This window comes from Paenibacillus sp. FSL W8-0919 (assembly GCF_038003785.1).
Lineage (GTDB): Bacteria > Bacillota > Bacilli > Paenibacillales > Paenibacillaceae > Paenibacillus_AQ > Paenibacillus_AQ lactis.
Window position 1 is genome coordinate 1340329 of the sequence record NZ_JBBOPV010000001.1, and the last position, 18070, is coordinate 1358398.

The window sequence follows — 18070 nt, forward strand, 5'->3', positions numbered from 1 at the left end:
GTCGCAATGCCGTATGTCCCAAATAATCGGTTGCTCGTAAAGAGGGGATATCACTGATATACAATTCCTGATTTTGGAGCATAAAATCCGGATTTAACATAGATTTTACAAGACATTTACATATATATCATTGAATATGTCAGTGACATTCTTTATGTTCAAATTAGATCCCTTGCGGATTCGAGTCGACTCAACGATTAGAGGGATAATGTGATGAAAGATATCCGTTTGACCAAACAGAACCAACTCTATCACCGGGTGGCCGATCAGGTCATCGAGATTATTCAAAGCCGCAGGCTGCGGCCGCATGATCCGGTTCCTTCGGAGGGCGAGCTTGCCAAGCTGTTTGGCGTCAGCCGAATGACGAGCAAGCTAGCGCTGCAAAAGCTGGCCGAGCAGGGTCTGGTGTACCGCTTGCCCCGAAGAGGAACGTTCCTTGCCGAACCGCAAGACGGACGCATCACGCAAGGAGGGTTCCCTCCCCAGGATCCCGAGGCGGCTCCGGCGGTCGAGAAGCGGAGCGGGCAGATCGCGCTCATCATGCCTCACCTGTCCGATTATACGGCCCGAATCATCGCCGCCGCCGAGGCCGAAGTGCGAAAGCACGGCTGCGACCTCATTTTGAAAATGACGAAGGATTGCGACGATGAGGAGCTTTGCCTGGAAAGGCTGGCCGAAGGAGGAATCACCGGCATTATTTTATTCCCTCAGGGGAGGAAGACCTGCAGCGACCAGGTTTTACGGTTAAAGCTGCAAAAGCTGCCGCTTGTCATCATCGACCGCATTTTCCATGAAGTGGAGATCGACTGCGTCTATCACGACCACTATATGGGCTCCTACCAAATGACCAAGTATTTGATCGGGAAGGGGCACCGGGAAATCGGCTATACGTCGAACGCGATCGATCATATCACAAGCAGGGAGGAGCGGTACCAAGGATATATCCAGGCGCTGCTCGACCATAAAATCCCGGTAAAATACCAGAACATTCACTTCAGGAGCGTGGCTTGCAATACCAGCCGCATTCATGAGCGAGATCCGGAACAGGAGCGGTTCATTCAGGACAACCCCCACATGACCGCCATCATGTGCGGTGATGACCACGTGGCCATTTCGACGATATATACCGCACTCCATATGGATATTCCGGTCCCTGACAAGCTGTCCATCGTCGGGTTCTCCGATATCCAGTTGGCGGCCTATATTCCGATTCCGCTGACGACGGTTCGACAAGATACCGAGAGGCTTGCCCGATCGGCCGTTGATTTGCTGATGAAGCGTGTCGGCAGCTCCAACGAGAATCCGATCACCATTAAAATTCAAACATCGATTGTAGAACGAAAATCCGTTCTGACCAGGACGTAACATGGATCGCTACAGTTTGCATGGTAAGGAGAAATGACTTTTGAAAATACACTTTCTAGGAACCGCAGCCGCAGAGGGCTTTCCCAATGCATTTTGCCACTGCGAGTATTGTGCCAAAGCGCGGGAGCTAGGCGGCAAAAATATCCGCACGCGAACTTCCGCCATCATTGACGATGTCATCAAGTTTGACTATTCCCCGGATTCCTATATGCAGGCGCTGCGGGACAACATTGACCTTGGGGCCATCGAGCATCTGCTCGTCACCCATTCCCATTCGGACCATTATAATGCCGCTGATCTGGAATGCCGGAGGGAAGGAATTGCGCACGGCCTTCAGCATCCGATGCACATTTATGGCAATGGTACCGTGATGCATCATACGCGTGCCGCGATCGGCCGTTTTGAAGGACAAAGGTATGCGTTCCATCTGGTGCGTCCGTTTGAGACGTTCATGATGGGCGATGCGCGGGTAACGCCATTGTTGGCGGATCATGACCGCATGGAAACCTGCCTGCTGTACGTGATTGAGAAGGATGGAAAAGCACTGCTGTACGGACATGATTCAGGGTGGTTTCCGGATGCGACGTGGGCGTGGTTAAAGGGCAAAAATCTGGATTGCGCCATCCTCGACTGCACGCACGGATATACGGGAAATTCCCGCGACCGCAATCATATGTGCGTGGAAACGGTGCTGGAGGCTCAGCGCGAGTTCCAGAAAGAAAGCATTCTGAAGCCCGAAGGCAAAATCGTCGTCACGCACTTTAGCCATAATTCCAAGCTGCTTCACGAGGATTTTGTCCGCATCTTCAATCCCGTCGGAATTGTGCCGGCATACGACGGGTTAATCATAAACATTTGAAACGAATAAGAAGAATGATTAAAAGGAGAGTTGGGATAATCATGAGAAAATGGACGATGGCAGCTTTGCTTCTCATTTTGTGTCTGGTCGTATCGGCTTGCGGCGGCAACAATGCCGGCAATGCAAACACGGGCGATTCGGGGGCCGCAGCGCCGGCCGGAACATCGGCTGGGACGGATTCGTCTTCCGAACCGGCCAAGAATGAGAAGCTGATCGTGTACACGAATGCGAACTCTGACGGCCGCGGCGAATGGTTAATCGAGCAAGCGAAGAGCGCGGGCTTTGACATTGAAATTGTTGGGGCGGGCGGCGCCGATTTGACGAACCGGTTGATTGCCGAGAAGAACAACCCGATCGCGGACGTTGTATACGGCTTGAACAATATGCTGTATGAGAATTTGAAGAAGGAAGACGTTCTGGCTAAGTTTGTTCCAAGCTGGGCAGGAGATGTTGAGCAGGGCCTGAACGATCCGGAAGGCTACTACCACGGTCTTGTGAAGCAAGCGATTCTGCTTGGTTACAACCCGAACGAATTCACGGCCGATACGGCCCCGAAGGACTGGACCGAACTTTATAAGAACGACGCGTTCAAAGGGAAGTATGAGGCTCCGACGCTCCTTGGACAAAACACCCCGCGCCTTGTCGTAGCGGGGATTCTGACCAGATTCCAGGATCCGAATGGCGATCTCGGCATCTCCGAGGAAGGCTGGAACGAAATTCAGCAGCTCTATGATAACGGGGTTAACGCTGTCGAGGGCGAAGACTTCTATGCCAATCTGGCGAGCGGCAAAACACCGCTGGGAGCGCTGGTGTCCGGAACCCTGGAGCAGAAGGAAGAGCAGTATAAAGTGAAGGCAGGCATCGTCAGTCCGGAAATCGGCGTGCCGATGGTTGTAGAGCACGCTGCGATTGTAAATGGAACGAAGAAGCAGGCAACGGCAGAACGATTCGTGGAATGGATGGGCTCCGCAGAAGTCCAAGGGCAATTTGCGGCACAGTTCAATGCGATGCCGGCCAATACGAAAGCGGCCGAACAAGCCAACGCGTCCGTCAAGGAGCTGTATGCTACCTTAAAACCGCAGGAGCTGGATTGGGCCTTTATCGCCGAAAACATGGATCAGTGGGCGGAGAAAATCGAGCTGGAGATTATGCAATAAGAAGGAATGGAGTCAAGCCGGCTGTATATTGGGAGGCCAATATACAGCCGTTCATTCAAGAACAACAAAAAGGAAGAGTATACGATGATTACATTCCAGAGCGTTGATATTAAATTCGGAGCGTTTCATGCGGTCAAGAACCTCAATTTGCATATTCGGGAAGGGGAGTTTTTCACGTTCCTTGGTCCTTCGGGCTGCGGAAAAACGACGACCCTTCGCAGTCTGGTCGGGTTTATTACGCCTACGAGCGGACGGATCCTGTTGAAGGATACCGACATTACTCATCTGCCGATCGAGAAAAGAGAGATCGGTATGGTGTTTCAAAGCTATGCACTGTTTCCGACAATGAATGTGTTCGAGAATATCGCCTTCGGCTTGCGGGTAAAGAAGATTTCCAAGGCTGAAGTGGACCAAAGGGTACGGGATATTGCCCGTAAGGTCGATTTGAAGGATGAACAGCTGTTCAAGAAGGTATCGGAATTATCCGGCGGACAGCAGCAGCGCGTGGCGATTGCCAGGGCGCTGGTGTTAACGCCGAGTATCCTGGTGCTGGATGAACCCTTATCCAATTTGGACGCTAAGCTGAGGGTACAGCTTCGAAACGAGCTGAAGGAATTGCAGAAGAAATTCGGGATCACGACGATCTATGTCACGCACGATCAGGAAGAAGCGTTAACGCTGTCCGATCGGATCGGCGTATTCAATCAGGGGGTTCTGGAGCAAGTAGGCACGCCCCAGGAGGTCTATAACCAATCCCAGACGGAGTTTGTGTGTAATTTTATCGGGGATATTAACCGGATCGATCCGCAGGCGATAACAAACAGCCGACTGCAAGAGGTGGTCCATCCGGGAAACATCGCCTATGTCCGGAATGAAAAGGTCAGCCTGCTGCCCCTGCCGGGCATTGATACGATCCAGCTGAAAGGCAAGATTGCGGAGCGGGAATTTTACGGATTATACAGCAAATATGTACTGGAGATTGCCGGCGGCGGACAATTAAAGACCATCGAGAAGGAAAGCAGTCTCGTTCAGCATGAGGTTGGCGACGAGGTGGATATTTACATTCCGGTAGGCGATATTTTGCAGTACCCGATGAAGGAGGGGGAAGCATGAATGTCCGGAGCCTAAACACCCGGCTGGCTTCCATGAATCCGATCGCCATCATCCTGTACGGATTGATTATTTGGTTCGTCATTGCCTTTCTGATTTACCCGAACTTGAATATTTATGGCGAAATCTTCTTTAAAGACGGCAAATTTACGCTGGAGGCAGCGGAAAAGCTGCTGTCATCCGAACGCGCGATGAGAAGTTTGTACAACAGCTTTATCCTGGCGTTCTCGCTTGTCGTTACGGTAAACATCGTGGGCATTACGCTCGTGCTGATCTCGGAATACTTCGATATCAAAGGCGCGAAGATCTTAAAGCTGGGATATTCGACGACGCTGATTTACAGCGGGGTCGTGCTGGTGTCCGGATATAAATTCGTCTACGGCGAAGAAGGGTTTATGACCAAGCTCTTGGTCCGCTTATTCCCTTCTTTTGATGCAACCTGGTTTCATGGCTACTGGGCGGTTCTATTCGTCATGACGTTCGCCTGCACGTCCAACCACTTCCTGTTTATGGGCAATGCGATTCGCAAAATCGACTTTCAGACCATAGAAGCGGCGCGAAATATGGGAGCCCCAACGTGGTACATCCTAAGAAGAGTTGTGCTCCCGGTTCTGAAGCCTACCATTTATGCGCTAACGATCCTGACTTTCCTGACCGGCCTTGCCGCCACGTCTGCACCGCTCATCCTGGGCGGGAAGGAATTCCAAACGATTACGCCGATGATCCTGACATTTTCGAAAAGCATGACGTCGAGGGATCTGGCCGCGCTGCTGGCCCTTATTCTCGGTTTGGCAACGCTGGTGCTGTTAACCGTGATGATCCGGTTTGAACGAAAGGGCAACTTCATGTCGGTCTCCAAAGTCAAATCCGAGCTGGTCAAGCAAAAGATTCGCCACAAATTCGGGAATATCGCCGCTCATATTCTGGCTTACGGCCTGTTTGTGCTCTATATCGTTCCGGTCGTGCTCATCATCCTCTTTTCGTTCACCGATTCGGCCAGCATTACTACCGCCACGCTGAATCCGAGCAGCTTCACCTTGGACAATTACATTCAAGTGTTTTCATCCATGTCCGCATTCAAGCCTTATCTCGTGAGCATCGTCTATGCCGCGGCAGCCTCGGTCATCGTCGTAGCGTTGACGCTGGCGGTCTCAAGATTATTGCATAAATATAATAACAAGTGGACGCTTGCCCTGGAATACTCGCTGCTGATCCCATGGATCCTGCCTTCGACATTAATCGCGATCGGACTGATCGTAACGTTTAATACGCCCCAGCTGGTGATCGGGAATTCGGTTCTGGTGGGAACGGTCTGGATGCTGTTGATCGCGTATGTGATCGTTCATATTCCTTTCACCCTGCGTATGGTAAAGGCATCATTCTTCAGCTTGGACAGCAATTTGGAAGATGCGGCAAGAAACCTTGGCGCCAAACCCTTCTATACGTTCAGGAAAGTGCTGCTGCCTATCATTCTTCCTTCAACGCTAGCGGTTCTCGCTTTGAACTTTAACGGGATTTTGGCGGATTACGACGTTACGGTGTTCCTCTATCATCCTTTGTACCAACCGTTAGGAATCGTCATCAAGAACAGCACGGATGCGCAGGCCGCAGCGGATACCAAAGCGTTAACCTTGGTGTATTCCGTTATATTGATGATCATGTCCACCATTACTTTATATTTTGTATATGGCAGAAACAGCAGAACTTGAAGGTAAAAATTCCGAAATGGCGGCATACTATAGAACAATGCACATCCCTGACACATGAAAGATAATACTTGACATCAAACGTATTGGTGATATACATTGTTTCTAATATTTAAAACGTTGAAAAGGAATAGTACGTTTTTCAAAACGTGAAGAGAGCTGTTGGATGGTGCGAAACAGCCGTGGAGAAAATCGGAACTCGCCTTGGAGTTGCTCGCTGAACCCGTAGAGTAGGTGGAGCCGGAGCCTGACCGTTATCTTCAGGAGGATGCAAGGATTGTGCGTTGCTGCCAGCCCTGTATCCGTAGAGTGCATGCTGTGACGGCATGAATTCGGAGTGGTACCGCGTAAGATGTCAAAGTCTTTCGTCTCCTGTTATTGGAGATGGAAGGCTTTTTTTGTGCATCCGGATCTTTTGCAGTTAAGCACAGGAAATCGATGAGAGGAAGGATATCCATGAAAAATGTTGAGAAATACGCCAGAGGATATTTTATGCCGCCGGAGACAAGCTTGAGCTGGACCCAAAAGGAATACATTACCGAGGCGCCGATTTGGTGCAGCGTCGACCTTCGCGACGGAAACCAGGCATTGATCGTTCCGATGAATTTGGAGGAAAAGCTGGAGTACTTCAAATTGCTTGTGGAGATCGGGTTCAAAGAGATCGAGGTCGGATTTCCCGCGGCATCGGAGACGGAGTTTACCTTTCTGCGCACATTGATCGAGCAGGATTTGATCCCGGATGACGTTACGATCCAAGTGCTGACCCAATCGAGAGAGCACATCATCCGCAAAACGTTCGAATCGCTGAAGGGCGCGAAGAAGGCCGTCGTCCATTTGTACAACTCGACCTCCGTAGCGCAGCGGGAGCAGGTATTCCGCAAGTCCAAACAAGAGATTATCGACATCGCCGTGAGCGGCGCCAAGCTGCTCAAGGAATGCGCTGCTGAGACCGAGGGCAATTTCCAGTTCCAGTATTCGCCGGAGAGCTTCACCGGTACGGAGATCGAATTTGCGCTGGACATCTGCAACAGCGTGCTCGACGTATGGCAGCCGACGGCCGAGAACCCGGTTATCATTAACCTTCCTGCAACAGTCTCCATGTCGATGCCTCACGTCTACGCAAGCCAGATCGAGTATATGAGCGAGCATCTGAGCTTCCGGGAGCATGTCATTTTGTCGGTCCATCCGCATAACGACAGAGGAACGGGCGTGGCGGATGCGGAGCTGGGAATGCTGGCCGGAGCCCAGCGCGTCGAGGGCACGTTGTTCGGAAACGGCGAAAGAACGGGGAACGTCGACATTGTGACGCTGGCGCTCAACATGTACTCGCACGGGGTGGACCCGAAGCTGAATTTTGAGAACATCCCTGCGATCATCTCCGTCTATGAACGGCTGACCAAGATGAAAGTAAGCGAGAGACATCCATACGGAGGCGAGCTGGTATTCACCGCTTTCTCGGGTTCGCACCAGGATGCGATTGCGAAAGGAATGAAGTGGCGCGAGGAACAAGAGCCGCGGCATTGGTCGGTTCCTTATCTGCTGATTGATCCCAAGGATATCGGCAGGGAGTATGAAGGCGATATTATCCGCATTAACAGCCAGTCCGGCAAAGGCGGCATCGGATATGTCCTGCAGCTGAAGTACGGGCTCGATCTCCCGGCGAAAATGCGCGAAAACTTCGGATACTTCGTGAAAAACGTATCGGATCAGCAGCAGAAGGAATTGATGCCGGACGAAATCTACGACATTTTCGTGAAGGAATATGTGAACATAACATCACCTGTCGAGTTTATCAAATACCGGATGACGGACAATGAAGACTTCCATACAACCGTCACGATCCGAACCGGCCATGAAGTCAAGGAGATTGAGGGCACCGGAAACGGAAGACTTGATGCAATCAGCAATGCGCTTCAAACCGAGCTTGGAATGAACTATACCGATCTGATCTATAAAGAGCACGCATTGGAAACAGGCTCGAAGTCACAAGCGGTCTCTTACATCGGTATAACGGCTGCTGACGGCAGCGTATATTGGGGCTGCGGCATTGATGTTGATATCATGACCTCGTCTGTAAAAGCACTGTTTAGCGCTGTGAATCAATTTAGCCGGAACCGAGCCAACTAAAGTCCGAGTTCATGGACTGCTTATAGAACAAGAACAACCGACCTGCTTTTGGGGTCGGTTTTTTTATTTGGCGTCCTCAGCGATCATGTCACAAAAGACATCTGCTATTTGTCTCATCTATGTATCAGAAATACAGGATAAGGGAGAGATCGAAGTTGGAAACACTGCTCGTTATCAATGCACACCCCATGGTGGATGACGATTCGTCGATAAGCCTGCAAGTGCTCCATCATTTTCTGGAGACGTATAGAGAGATGAATCCGGAGGGGCCAATCGAACAGATCGATTTATATCGGGAAACCATTCCTTGCATAGACCGGACCTTTCTGAGCCTATATGATAAAAGGAGAAGCGGAGAGCCTTTGACTGAAGAGGAGCAGGCGCTCGACTCCCGCATGACCGAAATTCTGCAGCAATTTAAGCGTGCGAAGAAATATGTCATCGCCATGCCGCTCCATAACTTTAACATTCCCTCCAAGCTGAAAGACTATATGGATAACATCATGATCGCTAAAGAGACGTTCGCCTATACGGACAAGGGCTCGGTCGGTCTGCTAAAAGACGGCAGAAGCGTGCTTGTCATTCAAGCAAGTGACGGTATCTATACGAACGAGGATTGGTACACCGAAGTCGAGTATTCTCACAAATATTTAAAAGCGATGTTTAACTTTATGGGCATTGACTATCAAATCATCCGTGCCCAAGGAAGGTTACGGGGGAAAGATCAAGTATTGGCCCAGGCTTTCCATGAAGCCGAGTTTGCGGCGGTGTCCTTTGCAAGGGCGGATCATGTTGAGGGAGTGATCAAGTAATTACAGGGCTGCATAACGCGCAATGGTCCGATGAGGACGTTATCTTGAGATCACTCCGTTGATGAATTGGCACCTCGAACGAGGTGCCCTTTTCGTTACGGCGAGATTTGGAACAGTGTACATTCAGCCATTATGTTATCTTGGGCAATCCGGCTCGTTCAGAAAATATTAGTCAGCTCGTTTGCGTTGATGGATAGGACGATGATATTCAATGCAGCGAATACGAGGGCAGGTGCTGTTTTTCCGAAAGTGTCCCGGGCTTTGAGATGCACGAGGCATGCGACCAGCATCGTGATACCAAGCCATACCCCGGCCCAAGCGATTGCCCAGCTATACCAGTAACCAGCGATAAGCCCGGCAGCTCCGACTAATTGGACGAAGCCGGTAACGACGCGAAATCTCTGGGAGAGCCCAAGGTGGGCAAAGATATCGGCCCAGTACTTGGCTCCGATGATTTTGGCCGTGCCCGAGAATAGATAATAAGCCACAAGTAAGCTCTGAAGTACGATCGAGAACAGGATCATGCAAATCCCTCCATATAAATATAGAATGAAAAGCCTTTTACTCGCTCAACGTGACCAAGTCCAGTTCCTTCATACGTGCCGGATCGGAAATCACATCGATTCCGTTGATCTTCCCGTCCGCATAGTCGATAGCCAACACGAGGAGCAATTGCCCCCCAGGCGAAATGACGACGCCGACCTCTCCGTTGACGAGAGCCGGCCGTGCCGCTTTGGCGCGTCCCCACATCAATTGTTCGGCTACAGCATGGGTACCGCGGACTTCTTTCGGAGCGTTCTCGCGATCGCTGCGCAGCACGACTCCCGGGTTGAGGACCTGAAGCAATGCGCCGAGATCGCCGCTCCGCGCCGCCGCCAGAAAGGAATCAACGAGTCTCCTCTGAATGGAGAGGTCCGTCTTGGACGAAGTCTTTGCTCCTTGTATGCGGCGGCGCGCACGGCTGGCCATTTGCCTCGCTGCGGCCTCGGAGCAGCCTATAATAGGAGCAATCTCCGCATAAGGGAGGGCAAAAATGTCATGCAGCACGAATGCAACCCGCTCATCGGCACTCAAGGTGCCAAGCACCACGAGCAATGCCAGGCCGATCGAATCAGCCAGTAACGCCTCCCGCTCCGGGTCACCCCCAGCTTCAAGATCGGTGAGCTTTCCGATTTCGTAAGCCTCCATTGATTCTTCGCGCCGTGCCTTTCGGGAACGCAGCATGTCAAGGCATACCCGGGACACAACGGTTGTCAGCCACCCTCTGATATTCTCGATCGCATCCGTTTCGGAGCGGTTCAATCGAAACCACGATTCCTGAACGGCATCTTCTGCCTCGTTCCAGCTTCCGAGGATTCGGTAAGCTACCGATCGCAGATGGGAACGATGGGCTTCGAATTGATCCGTAAGCCAATGGGTGTCGGTCATTGAAAAGTCTCCCTTCTATAAGCTCTCATTGGATTGACGTATGGAAACGTGCCGATGTGACAGATTGGAAAATAAATAATCGTGCCCATCGCATCAACAAAGCCGGGTGAAGCTCCTTTCATGAAGGTTCAAACATAGGCCAACCTGCGGCTTGCTCCCCCGGGAGTGTTGATGGTCGAGCGTATATGCTTACACTTTACCTTCAATATTAAGAAACCAGAAGTAATATTGGGTATATTTTTCTCGAACGAGGTTGACAGTTAATGGAACAGAAAATATAATGACTATATATTCAGTCATTTATTTTATTGGAAATCACTCTAAAAAGAGGTTGGAGGAATAAACAATGAGCGAAGTAAGCCAAAGAATTCAGAATTATTTCAAAGATTTCGAGCACGCGAACAATATGTACGATCCGGAGCTTCTTGATCCCTTGGTGAATGACCCCTTGGTGGGCGCCTATCCATCCGGTGACGTACATGCGGTGAAGAAGGGGGATTACTTGGCAGGGACGAGAGAATCGGGGGAATACTTAAAATCTTTAGGCTATCAGTTTTTCAAGCTTACGCCCGTAAAGGAAACCCCTTTAAAAGACAACTATGTGCTGGTAGAAGTTAAAGGCACGGCGAGAGTCGAGCAGGCTTCGGGTAAATCCTTCGATCTGGTTCATGATTCTTTTTACATTTTGCATGTTAAAGAAGATTCGATTAAGATGGTCTTTACGATTACCCATGATGCCCCTACACAAATGATGGAGGATCAAGGATTCCTAACAGCAGAATAAGGTGAAGAACGGGAGGAGCAGTTAGCGTTGAGCAAGCAGAAAGAACGCTTTGAAACCATGAGAGCCGAGGCTACGGAGAAGATTTTATTATCGGCAGCTAAACTTTTCGCTACAAAAACGTTTGGCAAAACCACAATGCAGGACATTGCGGATGATGCCGGTCTCAGTAAAGGGTTAGCATATCGGTACTTTGCTACCAAAGAAGAAATCATGAGCAGGCTGATCGAAATTTCGATCCCCGGGTTTGACCGTATGGCGGGGCTCTTTGAACAAGAGGGCAATGAAAAAGATGTGATCATAGAAGCAACCACATTTTTGCTGAGTAACCTTCAAGAGGATCCTTCCTCCACGGATGGGCTGCTTCTAATTAGCCAGATCGATAGTTTTACAGATCGAGAGCTGAGCCCGGATCTGAAGAATGCCGTACGGGCCTCGATGAACCGGTTGATCGATAGCCTATCAGAGCTCATTCAAGCCGGGCAGCGGCAAAGCGAATTCAAGCCGGGGGACCCGCGAAGATTGGCTTTATTCTATTACAGCACGTTCCAAGGCGTGGCATTTACTAGCCGAAGTTTCCAAGGCAATTATGTTTTTCCGACGACGGAGATGTTTTTGGATTTTTTGATTCAACAAAGGTAACAACCTTAAAGGCTGCCAGCACGCTGGCAGCCTTTTTCTGTACTAACTTCTACGGGTATCCGTTTCAATTAAGCGATGCGATCCAGGAAAGATTGCAGAATGCGCTGCAAATCTCCCGGCTTGCTGAGCATCGGCAAGTGGCCGGATTCCAGTTGTTCAACGGAATGCGGGGATAGATGCGAGATCATTTTATTTTGCAGGGAAGAAGGGAATTCCTTCGTCAGCTTGACGTACAGCTTCGGCACAGCCGGAACGTCCGCATGAGCCCGGTCCGTGTATACGCGTACGGCCTCGGGAACGAAGCCTTGTACGAGCCCCGTCGTCTGTTCCTCTGACAGGTCATTGCATAAGCCGGCGCGGATGGCGGATTCCGGCGGTTTGGTACCCCATTTGCGCAATATGGCCGTCATGAGCATTCGTTTAGGGAAAGGAAGAACCGACACGAACGAACCGCCGTTCTTAGGGATCGCTGCCCCTACGGCGACAAAGCCGGCCAATCGATCAGAGAATTTGGAAGCGAGCTTTAGGGCTAGAACGCCTCCGAGCGAATGTGCGACGATGACAAACCGCTGGATGCCCCATTGATTTACTTGATGTTCCATATGGCTGACATAATCCTCTAAAGCCAAGTCGCTTCTTGAATCGACCGGGCCTTTCCTGAGCGGAAAATCGAGGAGTAAAGAAGGCTGACCCAGTCCCTCCGCAACGTTACTCCATATTCGGCCCTCTAATCCCGCTCCATGGATAAATACAAAACCGATCTCTTCGTTGGTGTTCTTCTTCATATTAGTTAACTCCCCTCACAGGTTGATATGCTGCGTGCTATTTGTGAACATCGTATCACGTAAATAAGACAAATCATGTCTTATTTAAATGCTATAATGAAAAAAACTTCGAAGAGAAGGTGACCCATGCAAAAGTCGCAGCGTCTCATTCAGCTGATTATGATGATCAATGCAAAAAAGTCATTTACCGTTCGAGAGCTTGCCGATGAATTTGGGTTGTCCACTCGAACGATTACCCGTGACTTGCAGGAGCTGTCCGAGCTCGGCATCCCGATCTATTCCATTCAAGGAAGAGGGGGAGGGTACAAGCTGCTTCAAGACAGGATGCTGCCGCCCATCAGCCTGTCGGAAAGCGAGGCCATCGCGATGTTCTTCGCGTGCCAGTCACTGGACTACTTCAGCTCCCTGCCATTTGGCGAAGGGGCCGAATCCGCACTGCAAAAGTTTTATCATTATCTGCCTGCCGATATCAAGGAGCAGATCGATCGGCTGGACGGGCGAATCATGTTATGGAGTCCGTACCGTTCCATGGCTCCGGGGATTCTTCAAACGCTGATGCAAGCCATCATGACCGGCGAAGTGGTCACCATGGAGTACAACTCCAGCAGCGGGATAGCCAAGCGGGATATTCAGCCCATCGGCCTTTACACGAGCTCCGGTTATTGGTATTGCCCGGCTTATTGTTTTGAGCGGGAGGATATCCGTCAGTTCAGGGCGGATCGGATCCTGTCGGCAGCGCTCAATCCATCGGTCCCTCCCCTGGACGAGATCCGGAAGATGACGCTGATGAATAAGCCGGAGAAAGGCCATCTGGATCAAACGGTGCTGCATATCGAGATCACCAGGAAGGGAGTATGGCTTCTGGAATCCAATCCCCGGTTTGCCCCGAGTATACAGCGCAACGAAGACGGAAGCGGAGCGGCAGCCATTCAGATTGCCACGGAGGATTTACGTTTCTATGTAGACTTGATCTGGAATCTCGGGAGCGAGGTCAAGATTAAGGGGCCGGTTGAAGCGATCACGTACATTCAGGAAAAAGCCGAAGCGATGCGTTTATTGTATAGCTAAGCTTTTGCGTCACTGGGCCATGAAGCAATAGCCGACATCCCGTCCTTTACGTAGGGACAGGATGTCGGTTTTTTTTGCTGCGAGGGCTTGTAAGCATATTGAAACAACCCCATGTACAGTTTTTCTTCAGAATGAAGTGATACAATCCTTGAGTGGCAAATCCCGGTGCGGATTTAGGGTTGAATCAAGGCGCGGTCCCGCAGTGAATGGAGGTTTAAGCAGTTTGGAATGGCGATATGGACGTAAAGTCCTGTGGACAGGACTTGGCTTATTATTAGGCGCGGTTGTAGGAATCGGGGGATTCTTTACCCAAGCCAAAGGGGACAATCCAACGAAACGTTTTATTACGATTAATATGATCAACGCTAACGGCACGCTGGCTACCTATTTACAGAAGGCGGAATCGGTCAGTCCTGAGCTGGCGGCAGGACGAGAGGCGCTCTCTGAATCCCTTGGTTTTTGGATGCAGGCAGCGATTGAAAGCCGCGATCTGGCCGAGTTTGAGAAGAGTTATGACATATTAACCCGCTATTTCATCGCTGATCGCGATTATATTGTGTGGAAGCTAAGCCCCGAGGGGGAGGCGAAGGTCAGCACGAATGCGCTTGGCGACGATTTGCGGATTATCGGGGCGCTGCTGGAGGGCTCCAAGGTATGGAGGAAGGGCCATCCGGAATGGAAGCAGACGGCCAGGGAGCTTACGGAAGCCTTGCTAAACAGGTCCCAAAACAACGGGTATTTGGTGGATTTCTATGATTTCTCCAGGCAGGAAATGCCCGATACGCTGAGTCTGGCCTATGTGGATCTCCCGGCACTCAAAGGGCTCCAGAGCGAAGGCATCCTGGATCAGGAAACCTATATTCGATATCATGCCCTGCTTCGAAACATGCCGGATGACGGCGTATTCTATCCCAAGTCCTTTCATGTCGTGACGCGGGAGTATACCTATGAAGACAAGGTGAATCTGATCGATCAGCTGCTGATCGCGATGTATGCCGGAGAAACGGGAAGGGATCAGGCACCGCTGCACCAATTTCTGAAGGAGGAGTTCGGGCAGGCGGGGAAATTGGCAGGGCAGTATACACGCGCCGACCGAAAGGCAGCGGTGAATTACGAGTCTCCGTCGGTGTATGGCCTCGCGATCAAGTTTGCGCTCCAAATGGGCGACAGGCCTTTGGCAGAACAGCTGTACGAGGTCTGCAGACCTTCAAGGGGCGGGATCCCCAATATCCCGGAGGATATGTGTTCGGGAAAAATACGCATATTTTTGATAACTTGCTCCCTTTATTAGGAGAATACGCAATTCAACGAGGTGGACATGGAAAATAAAAGATTCATCCAGCGCATGGTCTGGGGATACGTACTGCTGATCGGATTAGCAATCGTGCAGGAATTGCTGATCTATTGGAATGTGTTTAGGGACCAATCCTTTACTTTACCTGAGCTGGGATTCGCCATTGGATGCCTTGCGGCTCTGCTGCTGGGCTTTTTGGCCCCGCCGGGGGTCTCGGTCGTTGGTATTTTTGTTTATATCGTCGCTTATTTTGTATGGCTTACGACGGTTGCCGAGGTTGATGTGCTGTCCATCTCCTGGCTGTGGCTGCTGCCGGCTAACGTGGCCGTGGCCATGTTCATCAAATCCGGGCTGATCCGCAACAAGCGGCTGATTGAGCGGCTCGAGGAGCTGCAGCGAAGGAATCCGGAAGTGGATTTGGCAACCTCGCTAGGCAATAAGGAAGCCTTTAGGGAAACGCTGGTCAAGCAGTCCAATCTGGCCAATCGTTATTCGGATACATATAACTTCTGCTTGGCCATGTTCAAAATCGAATTTCTGCCGATGGTGCGGGAATCCCTGGGTTCACAGGGCTATGTCCAGCTGCTTGCTTCCTTGTCGGAAGGGATCCGGAATCATATTCGTTATGAGGATTACAAGTTCGCACTGGATGAGGGGCGGTTTATCGTTCTGCTTCCGATGACAAACCAGGAGTATTTAAAGGCATTGACGGACCGGATCAAGCACGCGCTGATGGACATGCCGTTTCAAGACCGGAAGGGCGGGGAGCTGAAGCTGGTGATCCGTGCAGGGGCGCTGGTGTTTGCTAAGGAGCAGTTTAGTAAGTATGAAGATGCGGATGCCGTCATTGCCGCACTCGAGCGCAATACGGAGACGGATTTGATCGGAGAATATATATAAGGTGTTTAGTTAGCAGTAGGAGGAGAAAAAGAGATGTCTTATACGGAATGGTTTGTCCCGCTTTGCAAAATCGTCAGCCTGTTGTTTACCGTTGCGGTGGTGGGGCTGTTCATCGCAACGCTGACCCTTCGGGTTCGCGTACATCGAAAATACGACCGGAGGAAGATCAGTGGCTGACCTACTATTAATTTTTTGTATTATCAGCATTTGGGCTGCCGTGCTCGAGTCGATCCTCATTATGGGGGGAGCGATTCGGTTTATTTTTAGACAGAGCCGCAAGGAGTGGACCATTCCCGATGTGGAAGAGATGGAGCATTTCCCCAAGGTAACTGTTATGGTTCCCGCTCACAATGAAGAATTGGTAATCGCGGCAACGGCAGAGAATATTTTACGGCTGAATTATCCGAAGGATAAAGTGCAGCTCATTGTCATTGCCGATAATTGCAGTGATGATACCGCAGGGAAATTGCGGGCTTTGCAAGCCAAGGAAGCGTATCGCGACCGGGACTTCATGATCTTCGAACGCACGGGAACGGGCGGCAAGTCCGGAGCGCTTAATGATGCGCTGGAGTATGCCAAGCATGAATGGATTTGCATTTTCGACGCGGATGCGGCGCCGGAGCGGAACGCATTGTATTTTCTGATCGACAAAGCAATGGAAGACCCGGAAACCTACGGAGCGGTGTTTGGACGGAATAAGGCCCGGAACCGCGGGCAGAATTTCCTCTCCAAATGCATTAATCTCGAGCTGGTTACCGCGCAGCGCATCTATCATACCGGGCTGTGGGAGCTGTTCAAGCTGGGGACGATCCCGGGGACGAATTTTATTGTGAAAACAGAGCTGATGCGCGAGATCGGCGGCTGGGATACGGAGGCCATCACGGAGGATACGGCCATCTCGTTCGAGATTATGACAAGGGGACAACTGATCGCCCTGGCTCCGCAGGCGGAAGCTTATCAGCAGGAACCGGAGCAGCTCAGCGTATACCTGAAGCAGCGGGAACGATGGGCCAAAGGGAATTTCTCCGTCGTGGTTGATAACATCCATCATTTGTTCAATCGGTCGAGCTGGCGGATCAAGCTGCAAGTGCTGTACTACGCGGCGAGTTATTTCTGGTTTTTGTTATCCATTATCGTCTCGGATATCATCATCCTCGTCAACGTGGCCTATTGGGTCGTTGCGCTGTTCAATCCGGATGTAGTATCGCCGTTCCAATTCGCCGATGATGTATACGTCTATCTGATGGTGGTCTGGGGATTGATGTATTACTTGTTTGTGCTGCAGATCAATTTGGCGCTGGCAACCGATGTCGGACAGAGCACGATCCAAAACTTTATTCTGTCCTGCATATCGTATTTCACGTATGCCCAGCTATTTCTGCTCATTTCCTTGCGCGCGCTCTACTCGTTCGTCGTTGACAAGGTGACGGGGAGAAAAGCAAAGTGGTACAAAACGCAGCGGTTTGGATAAAGGTCTCGTTTGACGGACCGGCTTCCCATTCGGCCGTTGGCCGCGAACCGCGAAGGAGTTAGCGCAGGCAAGTCGATGGGACATAGCTCTAAGCCATGCAAAAAAGGGCCTTCCGGGTTGGACAGGCTCTTATAAAATTCCCTATGTATACTCTCCGGCGATCCGGGGAGCAGGGTTTAGAAACACAAACAACGATTGACTAACATCAAGTCGGCGCGGCTAATGGTACCACTTCCCGGCCTGCAAATTTTTGTTTCTTTTACGTGAATCAAGAATCTGCGTGAGTTTACGACGTCCCTGCTTACGCTCTTGCAGTACCCGCTTGACTCCCTGGATCAATAGCTTGTATCTCATTTCGTCGTCATGGCTGAATTTGCGCATCTCTTCGAAGTAATTTTTGTTCACTTACAAGCTCACTGCCCTTTTCTGTTTTTATTTTAAGCGTAACATGGGTCTCTGAAGAATTTCTAAATATGACCTGTGTAACAACAACGCTAAGAAGGATAGGTGGCTGGTCCCAAATAAGGATGTTATATTCCTGTTATAGGAATCGTTCAGCTAAGAG

17 protein-coding genes and 1 other annotated feature are annotated in these 18070 nt (G+C 50.6%); of the genes, 14 read left to right on the forward strand and 3 right to left on the reverse strand.

Features of this window, described 5'->3' with window-relative positions; genetic code table 11:
• Window positions 1–213 precede the first annotated feature (213 nt).
• The 7 genes from NST44_RS05855 to NST44_RS05885 all read left to right on the forward strand — a co-directional run bounded on the left by NST44_RS05855 (window position 214) and on the right by NST44_RS05885 (window position 9136).
• Window positions 214–1365: a GntR family transcriptional regulator gene (locus NST44_RS05855; RefSeq protein WP_213616770.1), complete on the forward strand. Its 1152-nt coding sequence runs from the start codon at window positions 214–216 to the stop codon at window positions 1363–1365.
• Between the two features lie 40 nt (window positions 1366–1405).
• Complete coding sequence (locus NST44_RS05860) at window positions 1406–2224, forward strand: MBL fold metallo-hydrolase (RefSeq protein ID WP_210094139.1); 819 nt, start codon at window positions 1406–1408, stop codon at window positions 2222–2224.
• Between the two features lie 41 nt (window positions 2225–2265).
• The gene (locus NST44_RS05865) at window positions 2266–3381 is read left to right on the forward strand and encodes an extracellular solute-binding protein (protein WP_213616771.1); all 1116 of its coding nucleotides are present in this window, start codon (window positions 2266–2268) and stop codon (window positions 3379–3381) included.
• Window positions 3382–3465: 84 nt separating this feature from the next.
• Window positions 3466–4494: an ABC transporter ATP-binding protein gene (locus NST44_RS05870; protein WP_213616773.1), complete on the forward strand. Its 1029-nt coding sequence runs from the start codon at window positions 3466–3468 to the stop codon at window positions 4492–4494.
• A complete protein-coding gene (locus NST44_RS05875; RefSeq protein WP_213616775.1) occupies window positions 4491–6200 on the forward strand; it encodes an ABC transporter permease in 1710 nt (569 codons plus the stop codon). Before NST44_RS05870 ends, NST44_RS05875 begins: the two co-directional genes overlap by 4 nt.
• A 108-nt stretch (window positions 6201–6308) precedes the next feature.
• Window positions 6309–6573 (forward strand) — a binding site (T-box leader).
• 80 nt (window positions 6574–6653) lie between these two features.
• Window positions 6654–8324 (forward strand): 2-isopropylmalate synthase, encoded by a 1671-nt coding sequence (gene leuA, locus NST44_RS05880; RefSeq protein WP_340898295.1) that lies wholly within the window; start codon window positions 6654–6656, stop codon window positions 8322–8324.
• A 155-nt stretch (window positions 8325–8479) separates the two neighbouring features.
• On the forward strand, window positions 8480–9136 hold the full coding sequence (locus tag NST44_RS05885; RefSeq protein WP_340898296.1) for an FMN-dependent NADH-azoreductase: 657 nt from the start codon (window positions 8480–8482) through the stop codon (window positions 9134–9136).
• Window positions 9137–9294: 158 nt separating this feature from the next.
• Here NST44_RS05885 and NST44_RS05890 read toward each other — a convergent pair whose 3' ends face one another.
• Window positions 9295–9660 (reverse strand): DoxX family protein, encoded by a 366-nt coding sequence (locus NST44_RS05890; RefSeq protein WP_210094133.1) that lies wholly within the window; start codon window positions 9658–9660, stop codon window positions 9295–9297.
• A 37-nt stretch (window positions 9661–9697) separates the two neighbouring features.
• The gene (locus tag NST44_RS05895; protein ID WP_210094132.1) at window positions 9698–10564 is read right to left on the reverse strand and encodes a sigma-70 family RNA polymerase sigma factor; all 867 of its coding nucleotides are present in this window, start codon (window positions 10562–10564) and stop codon (window positions 9698–9700) included.
• A 346-nt stretch (window positions 10565–10910) separates the two neighbouring features.
• Here NST44_RS05895 and NST44_RS05900 point away from each other — a divergent pair, with 346 nt between their 5' ends.
• A complete protein-coding gene (locus tag NST44_RS05900; protein WP_210094131.1) occupies window positions 10911–11348 on the forward strand; it encodes a hypothetical protein in 438 nt (145 codons plus the stop codon).
• Between the two features lie 27 nt (window positions 11349–11375).
• Entirely contained in the window at window positions 11376–11987 is a 612-nt protein-coding gene (locus tag NST44_RS05905; RefSeq protein ID WP_210094130.1) for a TetR/AcrR family transcriptional regulator, read from the forward strand.
• 68 nt (window positions 11988–12055) lie between these two features.
• On the opposite strand, the gene NST44_RS05910 is transcribed toward NST44_RS05905, so the two are convergent.
• Window positions 12056–12772, reverse strand: coding sequence for an alpha/beta fold hydrolase (locus NST44_RS05910; RefSeq protein ID WP_340898302.1), 717 nt, complete (start codon window positions 12770–12772; stop codon window positions 12056–12058).
• Between the two features lie 126 nt (window positions 12773–12898).
• Between NST44_RS05910 and NST44_RS05915 the strand changes: the two genes are divergently transcribed.
• From NST44_RS05915 to NST44_RS05935, 5 genes are all read left to right on the forward strand, one after another.
• A complete protein-coding gene (locus NST44_RS05915) occupies window positions 12899–13840 on the forward strand; it encodes a helix-turn-helix transcriptional regulator (protein ID WP_340898304.1) in 942 nt (313 codons plus the stop codon).
• A gap of 223 nt (window positions 13841–14063) precedes the next feature.
• Window positions 14064–15131 (forward strand): glycosyl hydrolase, encoded by a 1068-nt coding sequence (locus NST44_RS05920; protein ID WP_340898306.1) that lies wholly within the window; start codon window positions 14064–14066, stop codon window positions 15129–15131.
• A gap of 27 nt (window positions 15132–15158) precedes the next feature.
• Entirely contained in the window at window positions 15159–16034 is an 876-nt protein-coding gene (locus tag NST44_RS05925; protein WP_340898308.1) for a GGDEF domain-containing protein, read from the forward strand.
• 33 nt (window positions 16035–16067) lie between these two features.
• The gene (locus tag NST44_RS05930) at window positions 16068–16211 is read left to right on the forward strand and encodes a hypothetical protein (protein ID WP_340898310.1); all 144 of its coding nucleotides are present in this window, start codon (window positions 16068–16070) and stop codon (window positions 16209–16211) included.
• Complete coding sequence (locus NST44_RS05935) at window positions 16204–17505, forward strand: glycosyltransferase family 2 protein (RefSeq protein ID WP_340898313.1); 1302 nt, start codon at window positions 16204–16206, stop codon at window positions 17503–17505. The genes NST44_RS05930 and NST44_RS05935 overlap by 8 nt, the downstream gene beginning before the upstream one ends.
• The last annotated feature ends 565 nt before the right edge of the window (window positions 17506–18070 follow it).

Bases quoted from the DNA above. Each gene is read 5' to 3' on its own strand.
- NST44_RS05855 (WP_213616770.1), top strand. From the start codon at position 214: ATGAAAGATATCCGTTTGACCAAACAGAACCAACTCTATCACCGGGTG.
- NST44_RS05865 (WP_213616771.1), top strand. From the start codon at position 2,266: ATGAGAAAATGGACGATGGCAGCTTTGCTTCTCATTTTGTGTCTGGTC.
- NST44_RS05870 (WP_213616773.1), top strand. From the start codon at position 3,466: ATGATTACATTCCAGAGCGTTGATATTAAATTCGGAGCGTTTCATGCG.
- NST44_RS05875 (WP_213616775.1), top strand. From the start codon at position 4,491: ATGAATGTCCGGAGCCTAAACACCCGGCTGGCTTCCATGAATCCGATC.
- leuA (WP_340898295.1), top strand. From the start codon at position 6,654: ATGAAAAATGTTGAGAAATACGCCAGAGGATATTTTATGCCGCCGGAG.
- NST44_RS05890 (WP_210094133.1), bottom strand. From the start codon at position 9,660: ATGATCCTGTTCTCGATCGTACTTCAGAGCTTACTTGTGGCTTATTAT.
- NST44_RS05895 (WP_210094132.1), bottom strand. From the start codon at position 10,564: ATGACCGACACCCATTGGCTTACGGATCAATTCGAAGCCCATCGTTCC.
- NST44_RS05900 (WP_210094131.1), top strand. From the start codon at position 10,911: ATGAGCGAAGTAAGCCAAAGAATTCAGAATTATTTCAAAGATTTCGAG.
- NST44_RS05910 (WP_340898302.1), bottom strand. From the start codon at position 12,772: ATGAAGAAGAACACCAACGAAGAGATCGGTTTTGTATTTATCCATGGA.
- NST44_RS05915 (WP_340898304.1), top strand. From the start codon at position 12,899: ATGCAAAAGTCGCAGCGTCTCATTCAGCTGATTATGATGATCAATGCA.
- NST44_RS05925 (WP_340898308.1), top strand. From the start codon at position 15,159: ATGGAAAATAAAAGATTCATCCAGCGCATGGTCTGGGGATACGTACTG.
- NST44_RS05930 (WP_340898310.1), top strand. From the start codon at position 16,068: ATGTCTTATACGGAATGGTTTGTCCCGCTTTGCAAAATCGTCAGCCTG.